The organism is Paenibacillus dendritiformis, assembly GCF_945605565.1.
In the GTDB taxonomy this organism is placed as follows: Bacteria; Bacillota; Bacilli; order Paenibacillales; family Paenibacillaceae; genus Paenibacillus_B; species Paenibacillus_B dendritiformis_A.
Genome location: NZ_OX216966.1, coordinates 3,723,193 through 3,737,853 on the forward strand (window position 1 = coordinate 3,723,193; position 14,661 = coordinate 3,737,853).

General features: G+C 53.9%; 15 protein-coding genes. 8 read left to right on the forward strand and 7 right to left on the reverse strand.

Going from position 1 to position 14,661, the window contains the following annotated elements; genetic code table 11:
- Positions 1 to 75: 75 nt before the first annotated feature.
- Positions 76 to 1,050 carry a DMT family transporter gene (locus NNL35_RS16445; RefSeq protein WP_006677571.1) on the reverse strand — a complete coding sequence of 325 codons (975 nt, stop codon included), beginning with the start codon at positions 1,048 to 1,050 and terminating at the stop codon, positions 76 to 78.
- A 107-nt stretch (positions 1,051 to 1,157) separates the two neighbouring features.
- Here NNL35_RS16445 and NNL35_RS16450 point away from each other — a divergent pair, with 107 nt between their 5' ends.
- Together NNL35_RS16450 and NNL35_RS16455 are read left to right on the forward strand one after the other, a co-directional pair.
- Positions 1,158 to 2,060: an AraC family transcriptional regulator gene (locus NNL35_RS16450; RefSeq protein ID WP_006677572.1), complete on the forward strand. Its 903-nt coding sequence runs from the start codon at positions 1,158 to 1,160 to the stop codon at positions 2,058 to 2,060.
- 62 nt (positions 2,061 to 2,122) lie between these two features.
- Complete coding sequence (locus NNL35_RS16455) at positions 2,123 to 3,595, forward strand: protein adenylyltransferase SelO (RefSeq protein ID WP_006677573.1); 1,473 nt, start codon at positions 2,123 to 2,125, stop codon at positions 3,593 to 3,595.
- 240 nt (positions 3,596 to 3,835) lie between these two features.
- On the opposite strand, the gene NNL35_RS16460 is transcribed toward NNL35_RS16455, so the two are convergent.
- Positions 3,836 to 5,356, reverse strand: a complete 1,521-nt coding sequence (locus NNL35_RS16460; RefSeq protein ID WP_006677574.1) for an FAD-dependent monooxygenase — start codon at positions 5,354 to 5,356, stop codon at positions 3,836 to 3,838.
- A 409-nt stretch (positions 5,357 to 5,765) separates the two neighbouring features.
- Here NNL35_RS16460 and NNL35_RS16465 point away from each other — a divergent pair, with 409 nt between their 5' ends.
- From NNL35_RS16465 to NNL35_RS16475, 3 genes are all read left to right on the forward strand, one after another.
- Positions 5,766 to 6,314, forward strand: a complete 549-nt coding sequence (locus NNL35_RS16465) for a GNAT family N-acetyltransferase (protein ID WP_006677575.1) — start codon at positions 5,766 to 5,768, stop codon at positions 6,312 to 6,314.
- A gap of 259 nt (positions 6,315 to 6,573) precedes the next feature.
- A complete protein-coding gene (locus NNL35_RS16470) occupies positions 6,574 to 8,088 on the forward strand; it encodes an ABC transporter permease/substrate-binding protein (protein ID WP_006677576.1) in 1,515 nt (504 codons plus the stop codon).
- Between the two features lie 79 nt (positions 8,089 to 8,167).
- Positions 8,168 to 8,878, forward strand: a complete 711-nt coding sequence (locus NNL35_RS16475) for a DsbA family oxidoreductase (RefSeq protein WP_006677577.1) — start codon at positions 8,168 to 8,170, stop codon at positions 8,876 to 8,878.
- Between the two features lie 84 nt (positions 8,879 to 8,962).
- Here NNL35_RS16475 and NNL35_RS16480 read toward each other — a convergent pair whose 3' ends face one another.
- Positions 8,963 to 9,325 carry a winged helix-turn-helix transcriptional regulator gene (locus NNL35_RS16480; RefSeq protein ID WP_006677578.1) on the reverse strand — a complete coding sequence of 121 codons (363 nt, stop codon included), beginning with the start codon at positions 9,323 to 9,325 and terminating at the stop codon, positions 8,963 to 8,965.
- 145 nt (positions 9,326 to 9,470) lie between these two features.
- Between NNL35_RS16480 and NNL35_RS16485 the strand changes: the two genes are divergently transcribed.
- Positions 9,471 to 10,070 carry a nitroreductase family protein gene (locus NNL35_RS16485; RefSeq protein WP_006677579.1) on the forward strand — a complete coding sequence of 200 codons (600 nt, stop codon included), beginning with the start codon at positions 9,471 to 9,473 and terminating at the stop codon, positions 10,068 to 10,070.
- A 187-nt stretch (positions 10,071 to 10,257) separates the two neighbouring features.
- Here NNL35_RS16485 and NNL35_RS16490 read toward each other — a convergent pair whose 3' ends face one another.
- The 4 genes from NNL35_RS16490 to NNL35_RS16505 form a co-directional block, all read right to left on the reverse strand.
- Entirely contained in the window at positions 10,258 to 10,488 is a 231-nt protein-coding gene (locus tag NNL35_RS16490) for a hypothetical protein (protein ID WP_006677580.1), read from the reverse strand.
- Between the two features lie 164 nt (positions 10,489 to 10,652).
- A complete protein-coding gene (gene map / locus NNL35_RS16495) occupies positions 10,653 to 11,399 on the reverse strand; it encodes a type I methionyl aminopeptidase (RefSeq protein WP_006677581.1) in 747 nt (248 codons plus the stop codon).
- Positions 11,396 to 12,688, reverse strand: coding sequence for an acyl-CoA thioester hydrolase/BAAT C-terminal domain-containing protein (locus tag NNL35_RS16500; protein WP_050979434.1), 1,293 nt, complete (start codon positions 12,686 to 12,688; stop codon positions 11,396 to 11,398). Before NNL35_RS16500 ends, map begins: the two co-directional genes overlap by 4 nt.
- Positions 12,685 to 13,386 (reverse strand): TetR/AcrR family transcriptional regulator, encoded by a 702-nt coding sequence (locus NNL35_RS16505; protein WP_083835572.1) that lies wholly within the window; start codon positions 13,384 to 13,386, stop codon positions 12,685 to 12,687. Before NNL35_RS16505 ends, NNL35_RS16500 begins: the two co-directional genes overlap by 4 nt.
- A gap of 333 nt (positions 13,387 to 13,719) precedes the next feature.
- On the opposite strand from NNL35_RS16505, the gene NNL35_RS16510 reads away from it, so the two are divergent.
- Both NNL35_RS16510 and NNL35_RS16515 read left to right on the forward strand, forming a co-directional pair.
- Entirely contained in the window at positions 13,720 to 14,004 is a 285-nt protein-coding gene (locus NNL35_RS16510) for a helix-turn-helix domain-containing protein (RefSeq protein WP_006677584.1), read from the forward strand.
- A gap of 133 nt (positions 14,005 to 14,137) precedes the next feature.
- Positions 14,138 to 14,575 carry a 6-phosphogluconate dehydrogenase gene (locus NNL35_RS16515; RefSeq protein WP_254553604.1) on the forward strand — a complete coding sequence of 146 codons (438 nt, stop codon included), beginning with the start codon at positions 14,138 to 14,140 and terminating at the stop codon, positions 14,573 to 14,575.
- Positions 14,576 to 14,661 lie beyond the last annotated feature (86 nt).

Here is a 14,661-nt window from a genome sequence, read left to right on the forward strand (position 1 = left end):
CTTCATTGCTTATGCAAAGAAGGCGTGCTGGCCGCAGTATGAATGGCGGAAAAGAAAAGGCAGTTGAAGGTATCGTTAGGACCCGCTGCCTCTAGTGAACCTTTTTATACGCGGGTACTTCATTTCCTTTTGTTTCGCTTGGGCGGAAGCCGATTCTTTCTTGAAGGCCAATATGAAGATCATGCCCAGAATACAGGCGGCGCCGACCCATTGCAACAATCCGAACGGTTCATTCAGCCATAAGACGGTTGCGAATACAGCCGCCAATGGCTCTAAGCTGCCGAGAAGGCTTGTTTCCTTCGGGAGCAGACTTTGCAAGCTTTCGATATAGAACCAGAACGCAAGCATCGTACCGCATATAATAACAAAAAGAAGATATCCATACGCTTCGGCTGTTAAGCTGTGGAAGTCCATGCGCCATGGCGGATGGATGAAGCTTAAGGCCACACCGCCCAGGATCATCGCCCAGCCGACAATGACAAGGGAATCATATTGCGCGAGTAAAGGAACCGCATATAAAGTATAAAAAGCCAGCGCGATTCCAGATAGCACACCCCATACGACGGCAGGTGCCGGCACCGACAGCTGAGAGAGTGAACCATTCGTCAACAAAAAGAAGCAGCCTGCCAAAGCGAGAGTAACGGTAAACACATCCTGCCGCGTCAGCACGGATTGTCTGCGAATCAGGGAGTACAGAATGATCATGACCGGCGCTAAATATTGCAACAGCGTGGCAACGGCGGCATTCCCATGTTGAATGGAGGCCATATAGGTGTATTGAACCGCGAGCATGCCGAATAATCCGAAGATAATGAGCTGACAAGCTGTCTTTCTGTTTTTCCATACCCCTAGAATCTGTGAACGGTCTTTCCGGAAGAATTGAACAGTTAACAGCAGAACGCCAGCAATAAGCAAGCGTGTCGTGACAAGCCAATTGACCTCAATGGCGAATTGTTGAAATAGCTTTTGGGCGACCGTGCCCCCAATGCCCCATAGAATTGCCCCGGTGATAACTAGAAAAAAACCCATTCTTCTCGTATTTGTCTTCATCGTTGAACCCTCACCCTTAAATCCAATAATAGTGATATAATAAGGAAAAAATCCGGAAATTAATACTTCAATCGAATGAAAAAATATCAATATATTGAGGCGAGCCAGTGCAAATCAAAAATTTCAAGATTGACCATAACTTGAAAGAGCTGACCGAGCATCGCACCGTCGAATTGCCGATTGCCTGTTATGAAACAACGATTAGGCAAAATATCAATGGCTATATTCCGCTTCATTGGCATGATGAACTTCAATTTGTGCTGATCCGCAAAGGGGAAGCCGTCTTTCAAATCAATGAAGAAAAACTAACAGTTCAAGAAGGAGAGGGGCTATTCATCAACAGCGGCTGTCTTCATATGGCCGAAGATAAAAATCACTCGGGCTGCGTGTATATTTGTCTAAATGTGTCTCCGCAATTCGTCTTGCCTCAAGAGCTCTATACAAGCTATGTCTATCCCTACATTCAGGCGACGAATTTGCCATACTTATACTTGAATAGACATGAGCCGTGGGGGAACAACATTTTAGATGCCATCAGCAACATTCATCAATGGATTAAACAGAAAACACCTTACTATGAAATCGACATCAACCTGCAGCTCACGTTCACTTGGAAGAACCTAATCGAGAATGGATTTCCGCTCGAATATGATCAGACGGCCATGGTCAAGAGTGAGCGAATGAAGGAAATGCTACAATGGATACATCTCCATTACGCGGAGAACATCAGGCTGGACGACATTGCCAGAGCGGGTCAATTAAGCCGTTCCGAATGCTGCCGGTATTTTAAGCGAATGCTGAAAACAACACCGCTTAGCTATGTAATAGACTATAGAATTCAAAAAAGCTTGGTTTTATTGCAGCAAGCCGACGCCAGTGTGACTGAAGTTTCCTATCAAGTCGGATTCAACAGCACGAGTTATTTCATCGATAAATTCCGGCAGACGATGAATATGACCCCGTTAGCCTACAAAAAATCGAGCTTGAATAAAGAACAACCAGAATCGTGAGGCATAATTAATGAACAGGAGTAAACGCTAAATCCATGAAGACACAGGAAAAGGGAGATACGATGACGGAGAATAGAGCAATCCCGGAAGGATGGAATTTCGATAACAGTTATGCCCGGCTGCCGCAGTTATTTTTTACGAGGCAAAGCCCCTCCCCGGTTCGGGCGCCGAAGCTGAGTATATTTAATGAAAAATTGGCGGCATCCCTTGGACTGAATGTTCAGGCGCTGAACAGCGATGACGGGGCGGCGGTGTTCGCCGGCAACCGGATTCCCGAGGGTGCCGCGCCGCTTGCCCAGGCTTATGCGGGGCATCAGTTCGGGCATTTTACAATGCTGGGGGACGGACGGGCGCTGCTGCTTGGCGAGCAGATCACGCCCACGGATGAGCGGATGGACATTCAATTGAAGGGCTCGGGCAGGACGCCCTACTCCCGCGGGGGAGACGGCCGCGCAGCGCTGGGGCCGATGCTGCGCGAATATATCATTAGCGAAGCCATGCATGGACTTGGCATCCCCACCACCCGCAGCCTGGCGGTCGTGACGACCGGCGAGCCTGTGCACCGCGAGACCGAGCTGCCTGGCGCGGTGTTGACCCGCGTGGCGGCCAGTCATCTGCGCGTCGGCACGTTTGAGTACGCTTCGCAATGGGGCAAGGTGGAAGATCTGAGAGCTCTGGCCGATTATGCCTGGCAGAGACATTTTTCGGAAGCTGACGCGGGCGAGAACCGGTATCTATCCCTGCTGCGGGAAGTGGTCAGGCGCCAGGCCGAGCTGATTGCCCAATGGATGCACGCAGGCTTCATTCATGGGGTGATGAACACCGATAATATGACGATTAGCGGCGAGACCATTGATTACGGGCCATGCGCCTTCATGGATGCCTATGATCCGGCGACGGTATTCAGTTCCATTGACGTTCAGGGCCGCTATGCTTATGGCAATCAGCCGTATATGGCCGCATGGAATCTCGCGAGACTGGCCGAGGCGTTGCTTCCGCTGCTCCATGACAATCAGGAGCAGGCTATCGAGCTGGCCGAGAAGGAGATTGCGGCGTTCACTAAGCTATATCAACGCCATTGGCTGGCAGGAATGCGGGCGAAGCTCGGGCTCTTCAATGAAGAGGAGGAAGATGAGTCCCTGATCGAAGAGCTTCTTGAGCTGATGGAGAAGCATTCGGCCGATTATACGAATACGTTCCGAACCTTAACTCTGGGTGACTCGGAGGAGTCGGGGCTGTTCGGAACGGACGAATATGCGCAGTGGCATGAACGGTGGCAGGCGAGACGGGGCAGGCAGGAGGAGCCGGAAGCCTCATCGCATCAATTGATGCGGGACAGCAATCCGGCGGTCATCCCGCGCAACCACCGGGTGGAAAAAGCGCTCGAAGCGGCAGTGGAGCAGGGAGACTACAGCGTGATGGAGCGGCTGCTGGCTGTGCTCGCGAACCCTTACGCATACTCCCCGGAACAGGCTGAATACGCCGCCTTGCCTGAGCCATCTGCGTGTCCGTACCGAACCTTTTGCGGAACCTGAACCGTATCATATGGGCCGATCGGGGAGGCGGAAGCGGAACGAACGTTCTTGCAGCGCCTTCCCGATTTTTGCAGAAGAATAGAAAGAACAGGTTAGGGATAATCCTGCGATTCAGGGCCGCTGCTTGATTAGCGGCGAGAACGGCAGAGACAGACGAAGCCGAACCCGCTGACAGCCTGAGGGCGGCCGCATGCAGAGCATGATACTGAGCAGCGGCCCCCTTGGGCTGCATTCCCTTTGCTACACTCTAGCTTTGGATCCAGGAGCAGATAACATCCAGGCTCGCAGCCCTTGATACCAATCTTCCGCAGAAGTGTCGCCCTGTGCCATCACCCACGCGATGTGTCCGTCCGGGCGAACGAGCAGCGCCTCGATGCCCTCCATTCCAGCATCCTCGATTTTGGCGGTGATGACGTGGATATGAGAATCGGCGCATGATTCCAGCAGATCCTCCGGAAGCGAACCGGCTCCTGGATGATGAATAAGCACGAATTGCCCGCCATGCATCAGTTGATAGAGCGTCAGAGGAGCGCCATCTGGCAGGACGAGCCTCAGATTCGGGCAGCGCCGGCCTATCCACGGATTCGTGCCTGTGCCCGGAAGAGGCTGATAAGCGATGCCGGTCGCTCCGACCTGCTCCGCTATCGACCGATTGGCGTCAGGGAAGGAGAGGAGGCGCGATACCAATTGTCTGAGGGCGGTTCCCGTCTCCGAGAAGTCGGTCATCAGTTGACCCTGGGCTCTCGTATCGGCGAGAAGTTGCCGTCCTGCTTCATGTCTCTCGGCATGGTAGCTGTCCAGCAGCCAGTCGGCCTTCGCATCATCGCGGAGGGCGGCCGCCAGCTTCCAGCCCAGATTGAATGCGTCTTGAAGTCCGACATTCAAGCCTTGCCCTCCAGCCGGGAAATGGATATGGGCCGAATCGCCAGCGAGAAATACCCGGCCAGCCCTGTATATTTCCGCTTGCCGATTGGCATCGCCGTATCGGGACAGCCAGACGGTGGAACGAATGCGGAGCGTCTTGCCGGTAATCCGTTCGATCCCGCCCTGCAGCTCTTCAAGCGTGACCGGCACGTCTGCAGGCAGATGCTGATGGAGCGGGTCGATCATCGCGAACCGGTAGGTCTCCTTGCCAAGCGGAACCATGAGTAATAATCCATGCTTGTTGGTCATGGATAGAAATGGGTGCTCTGGCGGTTCCTCCGGCACGATGTCGCCTAAAATGCCCGTCGAAGCCGTGTCGGTCCCCGGGAAGGGAATGCCCGACTGCCGACGAACGAAGCTTCGCGCTCCGTCTGCTCCGATCACATACCGTGCCTCCAGCAACATGGCTCCATCCCGACTATGCGAGTGAACGTGAACCGCTTGAGCATCCTGTGTTAATCCGGTAACTTCATGCCCCCGCCATATGGCTGCCCCAAGCTCCCTCGCACGCTGCTCCAAAAGCTCCTCCGTAACAAATTGGGGAATCAATAGCGTTAAGGGATAATCCGTCTCCAGAGCATCGAACCGCAATCGGGTCTCCAGATTGGCATAATGGCCCGTCGGCAGCGTTTGTCCCCGGGCAAGGAAGCGATCCGCGATTCCTCGCATCGCCATCAGCTCCAGGGAGCGAGGATGAAGGGTAAGCGCCCGTGAATTCCGCACCCGTTCCGTGCGACGTTCGAGCACAAGTGCGTCAACGCCGGCGAGCGCCAGCTCACACGCCGCCATCAGTCCTGCCGGACCGCCTCCGACAATGATAACATCAGCCTTTTTCATACCAGTCACGCTCCTTTTAGGAAGATATAAAAGTCAAATAATATTGTTTCAAATGAAACAATATTATTGTTGCATGGAGTGCCCAAAATGTCAAATGAAGGAAAAGGTCGAACTCATGATATGTGAGTTATTCCTATTCTGCTTAGGAAAAGTAGACCCGCATGATGTGCAATTATTGTTGTATGGGAAACAATGATTGTGCGCCCGCAGAATTGTGGATGCACTAGACAATAATGAAATAGTGTTATAGTATTAAGACTATTTAACTCTTAATGAAGAATTTGGGGAATCCAGATTTAGTAATGGAAACGTAAGGGGAGGTGTTAAAACTTCATTCTACAGGAGAACAAAATGGGGATGTAAAGTTTACGGGGTATGCACTATATCTTTTTTTGATGGGGTGAACATAATGATTTATCGTAAAGCAGAAAAAACAATAGAAACAAATAGATTGCTTCTACGTCTATTTAAAGAATCGGATGCACAAAATGTTACCGAATTATGTAATAATTATAATATATACAAAAGCACATTGACTTTACCATTTCCCTATCCTTTAGAATGTGCTCTTTCATGGATTGCAAATCATGAACAAAACTTTGAATTAGACCGAATGTATGAATTCGCTGTAACCGACAAAAATACCGGACAGTTATACGGCGCTATTGGTATTTCCAATCATAAACCATACAAAAATGGTGAAATTGCTTACTGGATAGGAGAGCAATATTGGGGAAAGGGATATGGGACCGAAGCAGCCAAAGCAGTTATCGAATTTGTTTTTACAGAGAAGAATTACCATCGTGTGTATGCACGTTATCTTAAATCGAATCCGGCATCCGGAAAGATAATGGAAAAATGCGGAATGACTTACGAAGGTACTCTAAAAGATCATGTTTATAAAAACGATACTTTCGAAGATCTAGTTTATTATGGAATTGTTAATCCGATGAAATAAGGAGAATTTATCAGACCAAACCGCACATAACGAATGGGGTTCAACGCATAGAATGCAAGATAGGGTAATGGAACAACGGCTGATCAACAGCCGTTTTTTTCGTGACTTGACGCTCACATAGCGAGCCGCCTAATCCGTGCCCGATTCCCGATTGACCTGTGCGGTACTTGGACAATCAATACGATGATCATCCAATGATGCGGCGATGCCCGTCAAGTCCGCGTAACGGGAGCGAGCCGCAGGAAAGAGGTTCCGGTTCATGAGTATCCTGTTCGAGGTATTGAGAGAACGGCAAGACCAATTATTCAGCGCCCTGCTCGCGCATGTTCAAATTTCGTTCGTCACCTTGTTTCTTGCCTTGATGATCGCGGTTCCGCTCGGGATCCATATTACGCGCCATCCGAACATGGCGGAAGGGCTCATTGGCCTCTCCGCGGTGCTGCAGACGATACCGTCGCTGGCCCTCCTTGGCTTGCTCATTCCGCTCCTCGGCATCGGGACGCTCCCTGCGGTAACGGCATTGGTGGCCTATGCGCTGCTTCCCATTCTGCGCAATACATACACCGGCATCAAGGAAGTCGATCCTTCCCTCGCGGAAGCGGCCCAAGCGATGGGGATGAGCAATCTGCAGCGCCTGATCAAGGTGGAGCTGCCGCTGGCGCTTCCGGTCATTATGGCCGGCATTCGCACGGCGATGGTGCTCATCGTCGGAACGGCCACGCTGGCGGCTCTGATCGGGGCGGGGGGACTCGGTGACATCATACTGCTCGGCATCGATCGCAACGATTCCATGCTCATTGTGCTGGGAGCCGTTCCGGCCGCGCTGTTGGCCTTATTCTTCGATTTCCTGCTGCGTAAGCTTGAGCGCCTGCCCTTCAACCGGCTGCTGACTGCGTTCGGCGTCCTTTGCGCCGCGCTGCTGCTCCTGATAGTGCTTCCCTTGGCCGTAAGAGAGCAGCCGAAGGAGATCGTGATCGCCGGCAAGCTCGGCGCGGAGCCGGAGATTCTCATTCATATGTACCAGCTGCTTATCGAAAAGAATACGAACCTGAAGGTCGAGCTGAAGCCCGGCCTCGGGAAAACCTCATTTGTCTTCCATGCGTTGCAGTCGGGAAGCATCGATATGTATCCGGAATTTACGGGAACGGCCATCTCCGAATTTCTGCGAGAGACGGCAGCCAGCACCGATGCCGCGCAGGTTTACGATCAGGCGAGGACCGGTCTGAAGGAGAAGTTCGATCTGGTACTGCTGGAACCGATGCAATACAACAATACATATACGCTGGCGATGCCGGCGGCAATAGCCGAGAAATATCAGTTGAAGAAGATTAGCGATATGGAGGCCGTGCAGCACATGATGAAGGCCGGCTTCACACTGGAATTCGCCGATCGGGGGGACGGCTACCGCGGGATTCAGGAGCTGTATGGCATTGCGTTCCCTCAGATGAAGACGATGGAGCCGAAGCTTCGATACACGGCTATCGAGACGGGGGATATTAATCTGGTGGATGCGTATTCTACAGATAGCGAGTTGAGGCAGCATGATCTGGTCGTGCTGGAGGATGACAAGCATCTATTTCCGCCTTATCAAGGCGCTCCGCTTATGCGAAGCGGTACGGCGAAGCGGTATCCGGAGCTGGTAGAAGCCTTGAACCGGCTGGCAGGCCGTATTACGGATGACGAGATGCGCGAGATGAATTACGAGGTGAACGCGGAGGGCAGAAGCGCCCGGGATGTCGCGAAGGAATTTTTGACGAAGGCGGGGCTGCTGTAAGAAGGTTGGAATTATCTTTATTTCGAGATATAATGAGGGAGAAGGCAAATATAGGTTGGCAGTCAGGAGGAATGACAGGATGAAAGTGGAGATTTGGTCGGACGTTGCATGTCCATTTTGCTATATCGGAAAGCACCGGTTCGAGGAAGCACTGAGCCAGTTCGGGCACGGGGACAAGGTGGAGATCATCTACCGCAGCTTCCAGCTCGACCCGAATGCGGAGAAGCATCCGACGAAAGATGCGTATACGGCAATTGCCGAGAAGTATGGCGTTAGCCGGGAACAGTCGATCGCCATGCACGAAGACATTGTCCGTCAAGGCAAGGAAGCGGGGATCGATTATCACTTCGATTCAATGATCATGACCAATACAATGGATGCGCACCGCCTGATTCACTTTGCCGGACAGCACGGTAAGCGGGATAAGGTGGCGGAATTGCTGTTCAAGGCGTACTTCACCGATGGGAAAAACGTCAGCGAGAAGGATACGCTGCTTGCCGTGGCCGCAGAAGCGGGACTGGATCGGGAAGCTGCTGCGCAGATGCTGGAGAGTACGCAATTCACTTCCGAGGTCGAGCAGGAGATGCGCGAAGCCAATCAATTAGGCTGCCGCGGCGTGCCGTTCTTCGTCTTTAACCGGAAGTATGCGGTAGGCGGAGCCCAGCAGCCGGAGATGTTCCTCGAAGTATTGGACAAAGCCTGGAAGGAAGAGAACCCATTGACGGTATTGACTCCGGAAGGCGGCGAAGGACTGTGCACGGACGATTCCTGCGGCATTGGGGAAAAATAATCCGGGGATAGGAGCAGGCGGCATTCCCTGGGCATGATGGAACCAAGGTGCCAGGTGCAAGTGCAGGGCAGGGCCAGGTGGAACTCACCTGGTCTCCACGGCCTGCGGTTGCGCTTTTTTCTGATTCATCCGTTCGGAATGGGCCTTGCCCCAGTTATGCATCGCTTCCAGAATCGGCACGAGGCTCTGGCCATATTCCGTGATGGAGTACTCGACCTTGGGCGGGACGACCGGGTAGACGACACGCTGCACGAGATCCTGCTCTTCCAGCTCGCGCAGCTGCAGCGTCAGCATGCGCTGGGTGATGTCGGGATTCAGCCGCTTCAACTCGCTGAAGCGCTTCGTGCCTCCGGTAATGAGCTGCATGAGAATAATCGGCTTCCATTTGCCGACGATGGCATCCAAGGCGACGACGACTTCGCACGGCACTGGATTGTTCTTGTTCATTTCATTCGCTCCCCCTGTATAAAGACGGTATCTTTGGTGATACTACAGCACATAGATGTGCCTACTTATATTAAATCGATCTATCGTTTATTATAGCATGTGTAGGCAAGACGATATTATCGATAGATGAAGAGGAGTGGTTCAGATGAGTAAAGAGTTTCTCGACGCAGTCAAAAAAAGACGCAGCATTTATGCCATCAGCAAGGAGTCTGTACTGAGCGACGAGCAGTTGGAGCGTTTGATTGGAGAGGCTGTATTGCATACACCTTCCTCCTTCAACTCGCAGAGCGCCCGCGTCGTCGTCTTGTTGAACGAGCAGCACAACAAGCTGTGGGATTTGACGACCGAGACGCTGCGGCAGGTGGTGCCGGCGGAGAACTTCGGACCGACCCAAGACAAGATGACTGCCTTCCGCAACGGATACGGAACCGTTCTGTTCTTCGAAGATCAAGCGGTGATTCAAGGCCTGCAGGAGAAATTCGCTTTGTACAAAGACAATTTCCCGGTCTGGTCGGAACAGTCTTCGGGCATGCTGCAATTTGTCGTATGGACCGCACTGGAAGCGGAAGGCTACGGCGCAACCCTGCAGCACTACAATCCATTGATCAACGATGCGGTAAGCAAGGAATGGAACATTCCAGACACTTGGAAATTGATCGCGCAAATGCCGTTCGGCAAGCCGACCGCGGCGCCGGGCGAGAAGGAGTTCGCACCGCTCGAAGATCGTCTGAAAGTGTTCAAATAAGCCAAAACCAACAAGCATCCGCCGACATCCGGATGACAGCAAGAGGCTCAAGCGTCGATTCGCTTGAGCCCTTTTTTTTGCGTGTGCCATGAAGCACATCGTTCTAAGCCCACAAGAGATTCTTGACCCATTGCCCTCCATCCAAACAGTACGTGAGTCTAATATGTTTGCGATTTTCATTCCCCTGTCAAAACTCCACTTCGTTCGCTTCGACACGATACATCGTCCATGAAGGAAAGACTAATCCCGGGGTTTGTGCTACTCGCTTCATTTGCTCCTGTAACGCCTCGTCGAAGTCTTGTCGTTTTTCTAACACGGCGCTTTGCTTGCCGATAAGAGCGATGGCCCGGGCTACGGCGCCCCGGTTCAAATTTACCCGCAAGAACGATCCTTTATCCGCAGCCGCTGCCAACTTCATTCAACTGAGTCGCAGCAATCCTTAATGAGGCAGTACCCTGCGGAGGTCTGCGTCGTACAGGCTTCGCGTCATCCAGGAAGGGGCAGGCTTCCTCTGCGACGCGAAACAGTGGTGGGGGAGAACCAATAAAGCAGGACGAATCGCGAGATTCGTCCTGCTCTTGGCTACAGCTTCGTCAATATTTCTGGACCGTTGTCGGTAATCGCCACGGTGTGCTCATACTGGACGCAGATCGAGTGATCCGCCGTCCGGGCGGTCCATCCGTCACTCTCGACATAGGTGTGATAGTCGCCCAAGGTCAGCATCGGTTCGATCGCGATAACCATGCCCTGCTTCAGCCTCGGCCCCGTACCTGGGCGGCCGTAGTGGGGGATGGGCGGCTCTTCCCACAGATCCTGGCCGATGCCGTGCCCGGTGAAATCTCTGACATTGCCGTATCCATGGCGGTCGGCGAACGTCTGAATCGCGAAGCCGATATCGCCGACGCGATTGCCGGGGACGGCCTGCTCGATGCCGAGGAACAGGCTCTGATGGCAGACGTCCATCAACTGCCGGATGTCGTCGGAGACGGTGCCGACGGCGTATGTCCAGCCGGAATCGCCATGATAGCCGCGATAATGCGCTCCGATGTCGATCGTGACGACATCGCCTTCCTCGAGCGGCTCGTCATCGGGGAAGCCGTGGCAGATGACATCGTTCTTCGCCACGCAGATCGAAGCGGTGAAGCCGTGATGTCCGAGGAAGCTCGGCACGGCTCCGCGCGAGCGGATATGCTGCTCGACCAGCCGATCAAGCGCTGTCGTCTGGACGCCCGGCTTGATCGCCTCGGCCAGCTTGGCATGGCATTCCGCTACGATTCGCCCTGCCTCTCTCATAATCCCGATTTCTTCATTCGATTTTAGTATTATCATTGACTCTCCTCCTGATCTTCTGTCCGCTTGCAATGATTATCCAGGAAGTCCAGCATCTCCGCCCATGAGTCCGCGCAGGCCTCGGCATCCTTGTCGTCGCTTCCTCCGAGCAGCAGCGTGCCGCTGCGATGGACGGTGCTCGGCAAGTACGGCGCCTGAATCATATGGCCCGCGTCCGGATAGGAGAGATGCCGGACGGGATATGGGAATTCCTTCTCGCGCAGCCGCGCTGCGGCTACCTCGGAGAAGTAGGTGGAAGGCCAGGTCTTATCGTCTCCGCCGGAGATGAGCAGTACCGGTCCCTGGATACGCTCCAGCGGAATCATGGCGCCGCCCCAGTCCGGCTTCAGCTTGACGCTCTTCTCATACAAGGAGGCGAAGGAGATCGGTTGCTTCGTGAACCGCCTGCTCAGAATGCGGAACAGCAGCGCCAGATTCATGCGTAGCGGCACGAATGGCAGCGGTTCCCCCTTGTGCGTCCAGGAGGATGCCGGCGTTCCGCCGACGAAGCTCGAAAACAGATATGGGCTCGGCACGTAGCTGACGACGGGATGCAGCTCCGGATAGGTCGCCCCGAGCAGCAGCGCCAGCTCTCCGCCCTTGGAACGGCCGACGACCGCGATGGACTCGTGGCGGATGCCCGGCTGGGACTTCAGCCAGGAGACGGCCTTCTCGAAGTATTCAAGCGGGATCTCCCGCAGCTGGGAAGGAAGCGGGCCGACCCCGAAATAAGCCAAGGCAAGGGCAGCGTAGCCGCGCGAGGCCAGCAAGCCGGCCATGCATTCATTCACGCCGCCTCCCGAACCGGCCAGCACGAGGACGGCTGGGGGGCGCTCTGCCGCACGGGGCCGGAAGAAGGTGCCCGCTATCCCGAGTTCGTCCGGGTTGAGCGGAATGCGTTCCACCTCGTCGGCGATGACCTGCCGGACAAGCTGGCGTTCTGCCACGATTCTTCCATCGATCTCAACCGTCAATGTCACCTGAAGCGGATCCGAACCAGCCTTCCGGAAAATTTCCAGATCGGAAGCCGACGGCTTCATGGACCAGAAAAGGCCCATCGCGTCGGCCGTCCGGTATGTTCCTTCCAGCGGGGCCTGTCGTCCCACATCGATGATTCCGCTGTCGTCGCTTAGGAAGACGGCATAGGAATGCCATGCTGCGCCCTCCTCATCCTTCGTCACCGCCCGCAGCGTAACGGTCTCAGCCGTTGGAGCGTGACGGACGCGAATGTCCAGCCTGTCATCGAGCAGCGACGTCTCGGCGACTTCGAGCTGAAGCTGATTCATCATGAATTGCCTCCTTCATCGAGCCTATGCATTATGGCGTTTGGTGGTGTCATTTCCTTGGGCCTATGTATCATTCCGCCGCATAACAGCTCTACCGCTTCATTCACTAGGGCCTCCAGTTCCTCTCGGGCAGTCTGCCGGCCAGACAGGTTCGCCATCGCGCCGAGGAGGCCTCCCCAGTACAGATCGGCGGCCAGGGACGGGTCGGATCGGCGCAGGAGCCCGGCTGTCATGCCCTCCCGGAACGCACGGACAAGAGAGGGGCGAAGCCGGAGAAGATCCCGCTGCTCCGTGGCATGCTCGCCGAAGACGGCAGGCAGATCTTCTTCGATGCTGCGAGTTAGCCGAACGAACGACGGATCTTCCGCCGCACGCTGCATATAGAAGCGGGCATGGCGCTGCAGACGCGCGGTTGGCGCTTCCGTCGTGTCCAGCGTCCGTGCGGCCCATTGCCGGCTTTGCTCGATGAAGTCGAGAAAGAGAAGCCGGAACAGCTCCCATTTATCCTGATAATAATAGTAGACAGAAGCTCGGGCGACGCCGGCCCGCTTCGCGATCTCATTCATCTCGGCGCGGTGGATGCCCCGGTCAAGATAGACGTCGAATGCGGCCTGGCGAATGAGCTGCATGCGCGCGGCCCGCATTCGCTCGTTCTGTTCCTTGGTTCGCGGCGACATCGGATCACCCCGTTTCACTGACATATTTCACTGACATTGTTGTCAGTTTATTATATCTTTTCACTGACGTCCTCGTCAATTTATACGGACACCCGCAATAACAATAGAAGGACCGTCCCGGGGACGATCCTTTTGCAGCACAGATTGCTGATGTCATCAGCGCCATCAGATGGCTATTTCCTGCAGCTTGGCTTCCTTACTGCGCGCTTCCGCTTCTTCTGTGACCACCTGCAAAAATTCGGGCACGCTACACCGGACTCCTCAACGGCCACTTTCACGCTCCTGTCTGCTTGAAGTCCGGCGATGAACACTATGATGTGCTCTCCGCTCTGATCCAGAGCATCATCGTGGAGTTTAATGACGGAGAGCGAGGAGGCCGCTGCCGTCGCGAAGAGGAGCAGATTTCATTTCTGCCGGACTTTCAAGCAGACAACGGGTCGGACATTTATCGAATTTCTGAATCAATACCGCATTGACAAGGCCGTGGAATTGATTGCCGAGACCGAACGGAACATTACACATATCGCTGAAAAAGTCGGCTTCGGCAGCGTCAATTACTTCAGCAGATTGTTCCGTAAATACAAGCACATGTCTCCGGCGCAATGCCGCCGCCAGGCACGGAATGTCACACTCCGTTCATAATTGTCCATTCTGTGAAAAATATGTGTCAAAATTCGTAACGGTGATGATATAATAAAGGCAAAAGCTGCTAATGAGAGACCATCCGTAATCATCACTTTACAGAATGGAGCGGATCATTATGCATTATCGAATTATGTATCCGACAAGGACGAAGGAAGTGCTTGTGGCAACCTTCCTGTTCAGTGCAGCGATGCTGCACGTCGCGTTGATGACCGAACAGACTGTGCCTGTGCTGTTCTTCCTGCAAATGGCAGCCTTGGCGGTGCTCATTGGATCGCTGTGCGCGGAAGTATGCGTGCGAATGAAGAAGCGGACGGCAGACATTCGGGCGGAATCGGATTCCATTACGATTCAGGGAAAGTCCATTGCCGCGGATGAAGTGGAAGAGATCGTGGTGAAGGGGTATCGACAAGCCGCTGTAGGCATCCGGCTGAAGGGGGAGACCTCCATACCGGGCTATTGCTGCTTCCGGTTCCCGGGAATGGAGAACGGCGGCATGAACGAATTGACCCGTTGGGCCGAACGTCATCGCATCCCGGTGAAGCAGGGCTATTTCATGACCTGGCTGTAGATGACTCTATTATTTTGTAAGCCCTTACTTGATAGAAAAAGAACATCGCGGCGTTGTGCCGCGATGTTTTATTTTGTCATTTTTCC

Coding starts and splice junctions, on each gene's coding strand:
- NNL35_RS16445 (WP_006677571.1), bottom strand. CDS start 1,050: ATGAAGACAAATACGAGAAGAATGGGTTTTTTTCTAGTTATCACCGGG.
- NNL35_RS16455 (WP_006677573.1), top strand. CDS start 2,123: ATGACGGAGAATAGAGCAATCCCGGAAGGATGGAATTTCGATAACAGT.
- NNL35_RS16460 (WP_006677574.1), bottom strand. CDS start 5,356: ATGAAAAAGGCTGATGTTATCATTGTCGGAGGCGGTCCGGCAGGACTG.
- NNL35_RS16465 (WP_006677575.1), top strand. CDS start 5,766: ATGATTTATCGTAAAGCAGAAAAAACAATAGAAACAAATAGATTGCTT.
- NNL35_RS16470 (WP_006677576.1), top strand. CDS start 6,574: ATGAGTATCCTGTTCGAGGTATTGAGAGAACGGCAAGACCAATTATTC.
- NNL35_RS16475 (WP_006677577.1), top strand. CDS start 8,168: ATGAAAGTGGAGATTTGGTCGGACGTTGCATGTCCATTTTGCTATATC.
- NNL35_RS16480 (WP_006677578.1), bottom strand. CDS start 9,325: ATGAACAAGAACAATCCAGTGCCGTGCGAAGTCGTCGTCGCCTTGGAT.
- NNL35_RS16485 (WP_006677579.1), top strand. CDS start 9,471: ATGAGTAAAGAGTTTCTCGACGCAGTCAAAAAAAGACGCAGCATTTAT.
- NNL35_RS16490 (WP_006677580.1), bottom strand. CDS start 10,488: ATGAAGTTGGCAGCGGCTGCGGATAAAGGATCGTTCTTGCGGGTAAAT.
- map (WP_006677581.1), bottom strand. CDS start 11,399: ATGATAATACTAAAATCGAATGAAGAAATCGGGATTATGAGAGAGGCA.
- NNL35_RS16500 (WP_050979434.1), bottom strand. CDS start 12,688: ATGATGAATCAGCTTCAGCTCGAAGTCGCCGAGACGTCGCTGCTCGAT.
- NNL35_RS16505 (WP_083835572.1), bottom strand. CDS start 13,386: ATGTCAGTGAAACGGGGTGATCCGATGTCGCCGCGAACCAAGGAACAG.
- NNL35_RS16510 (WP_006677584.1), top strand. CDS start 13,720: ATGACGGAGAGCGAGGAGGCCGCTGCCGTCGCGAAGAGGAGCAGATTT.
- NNL35_RS16515 (WP_254553604.1), top strand. CDS start 14,138: ATGTATCCGACAAGGACGAAGGAAGTGCTTGTGGCAACCTTCCTGTTC.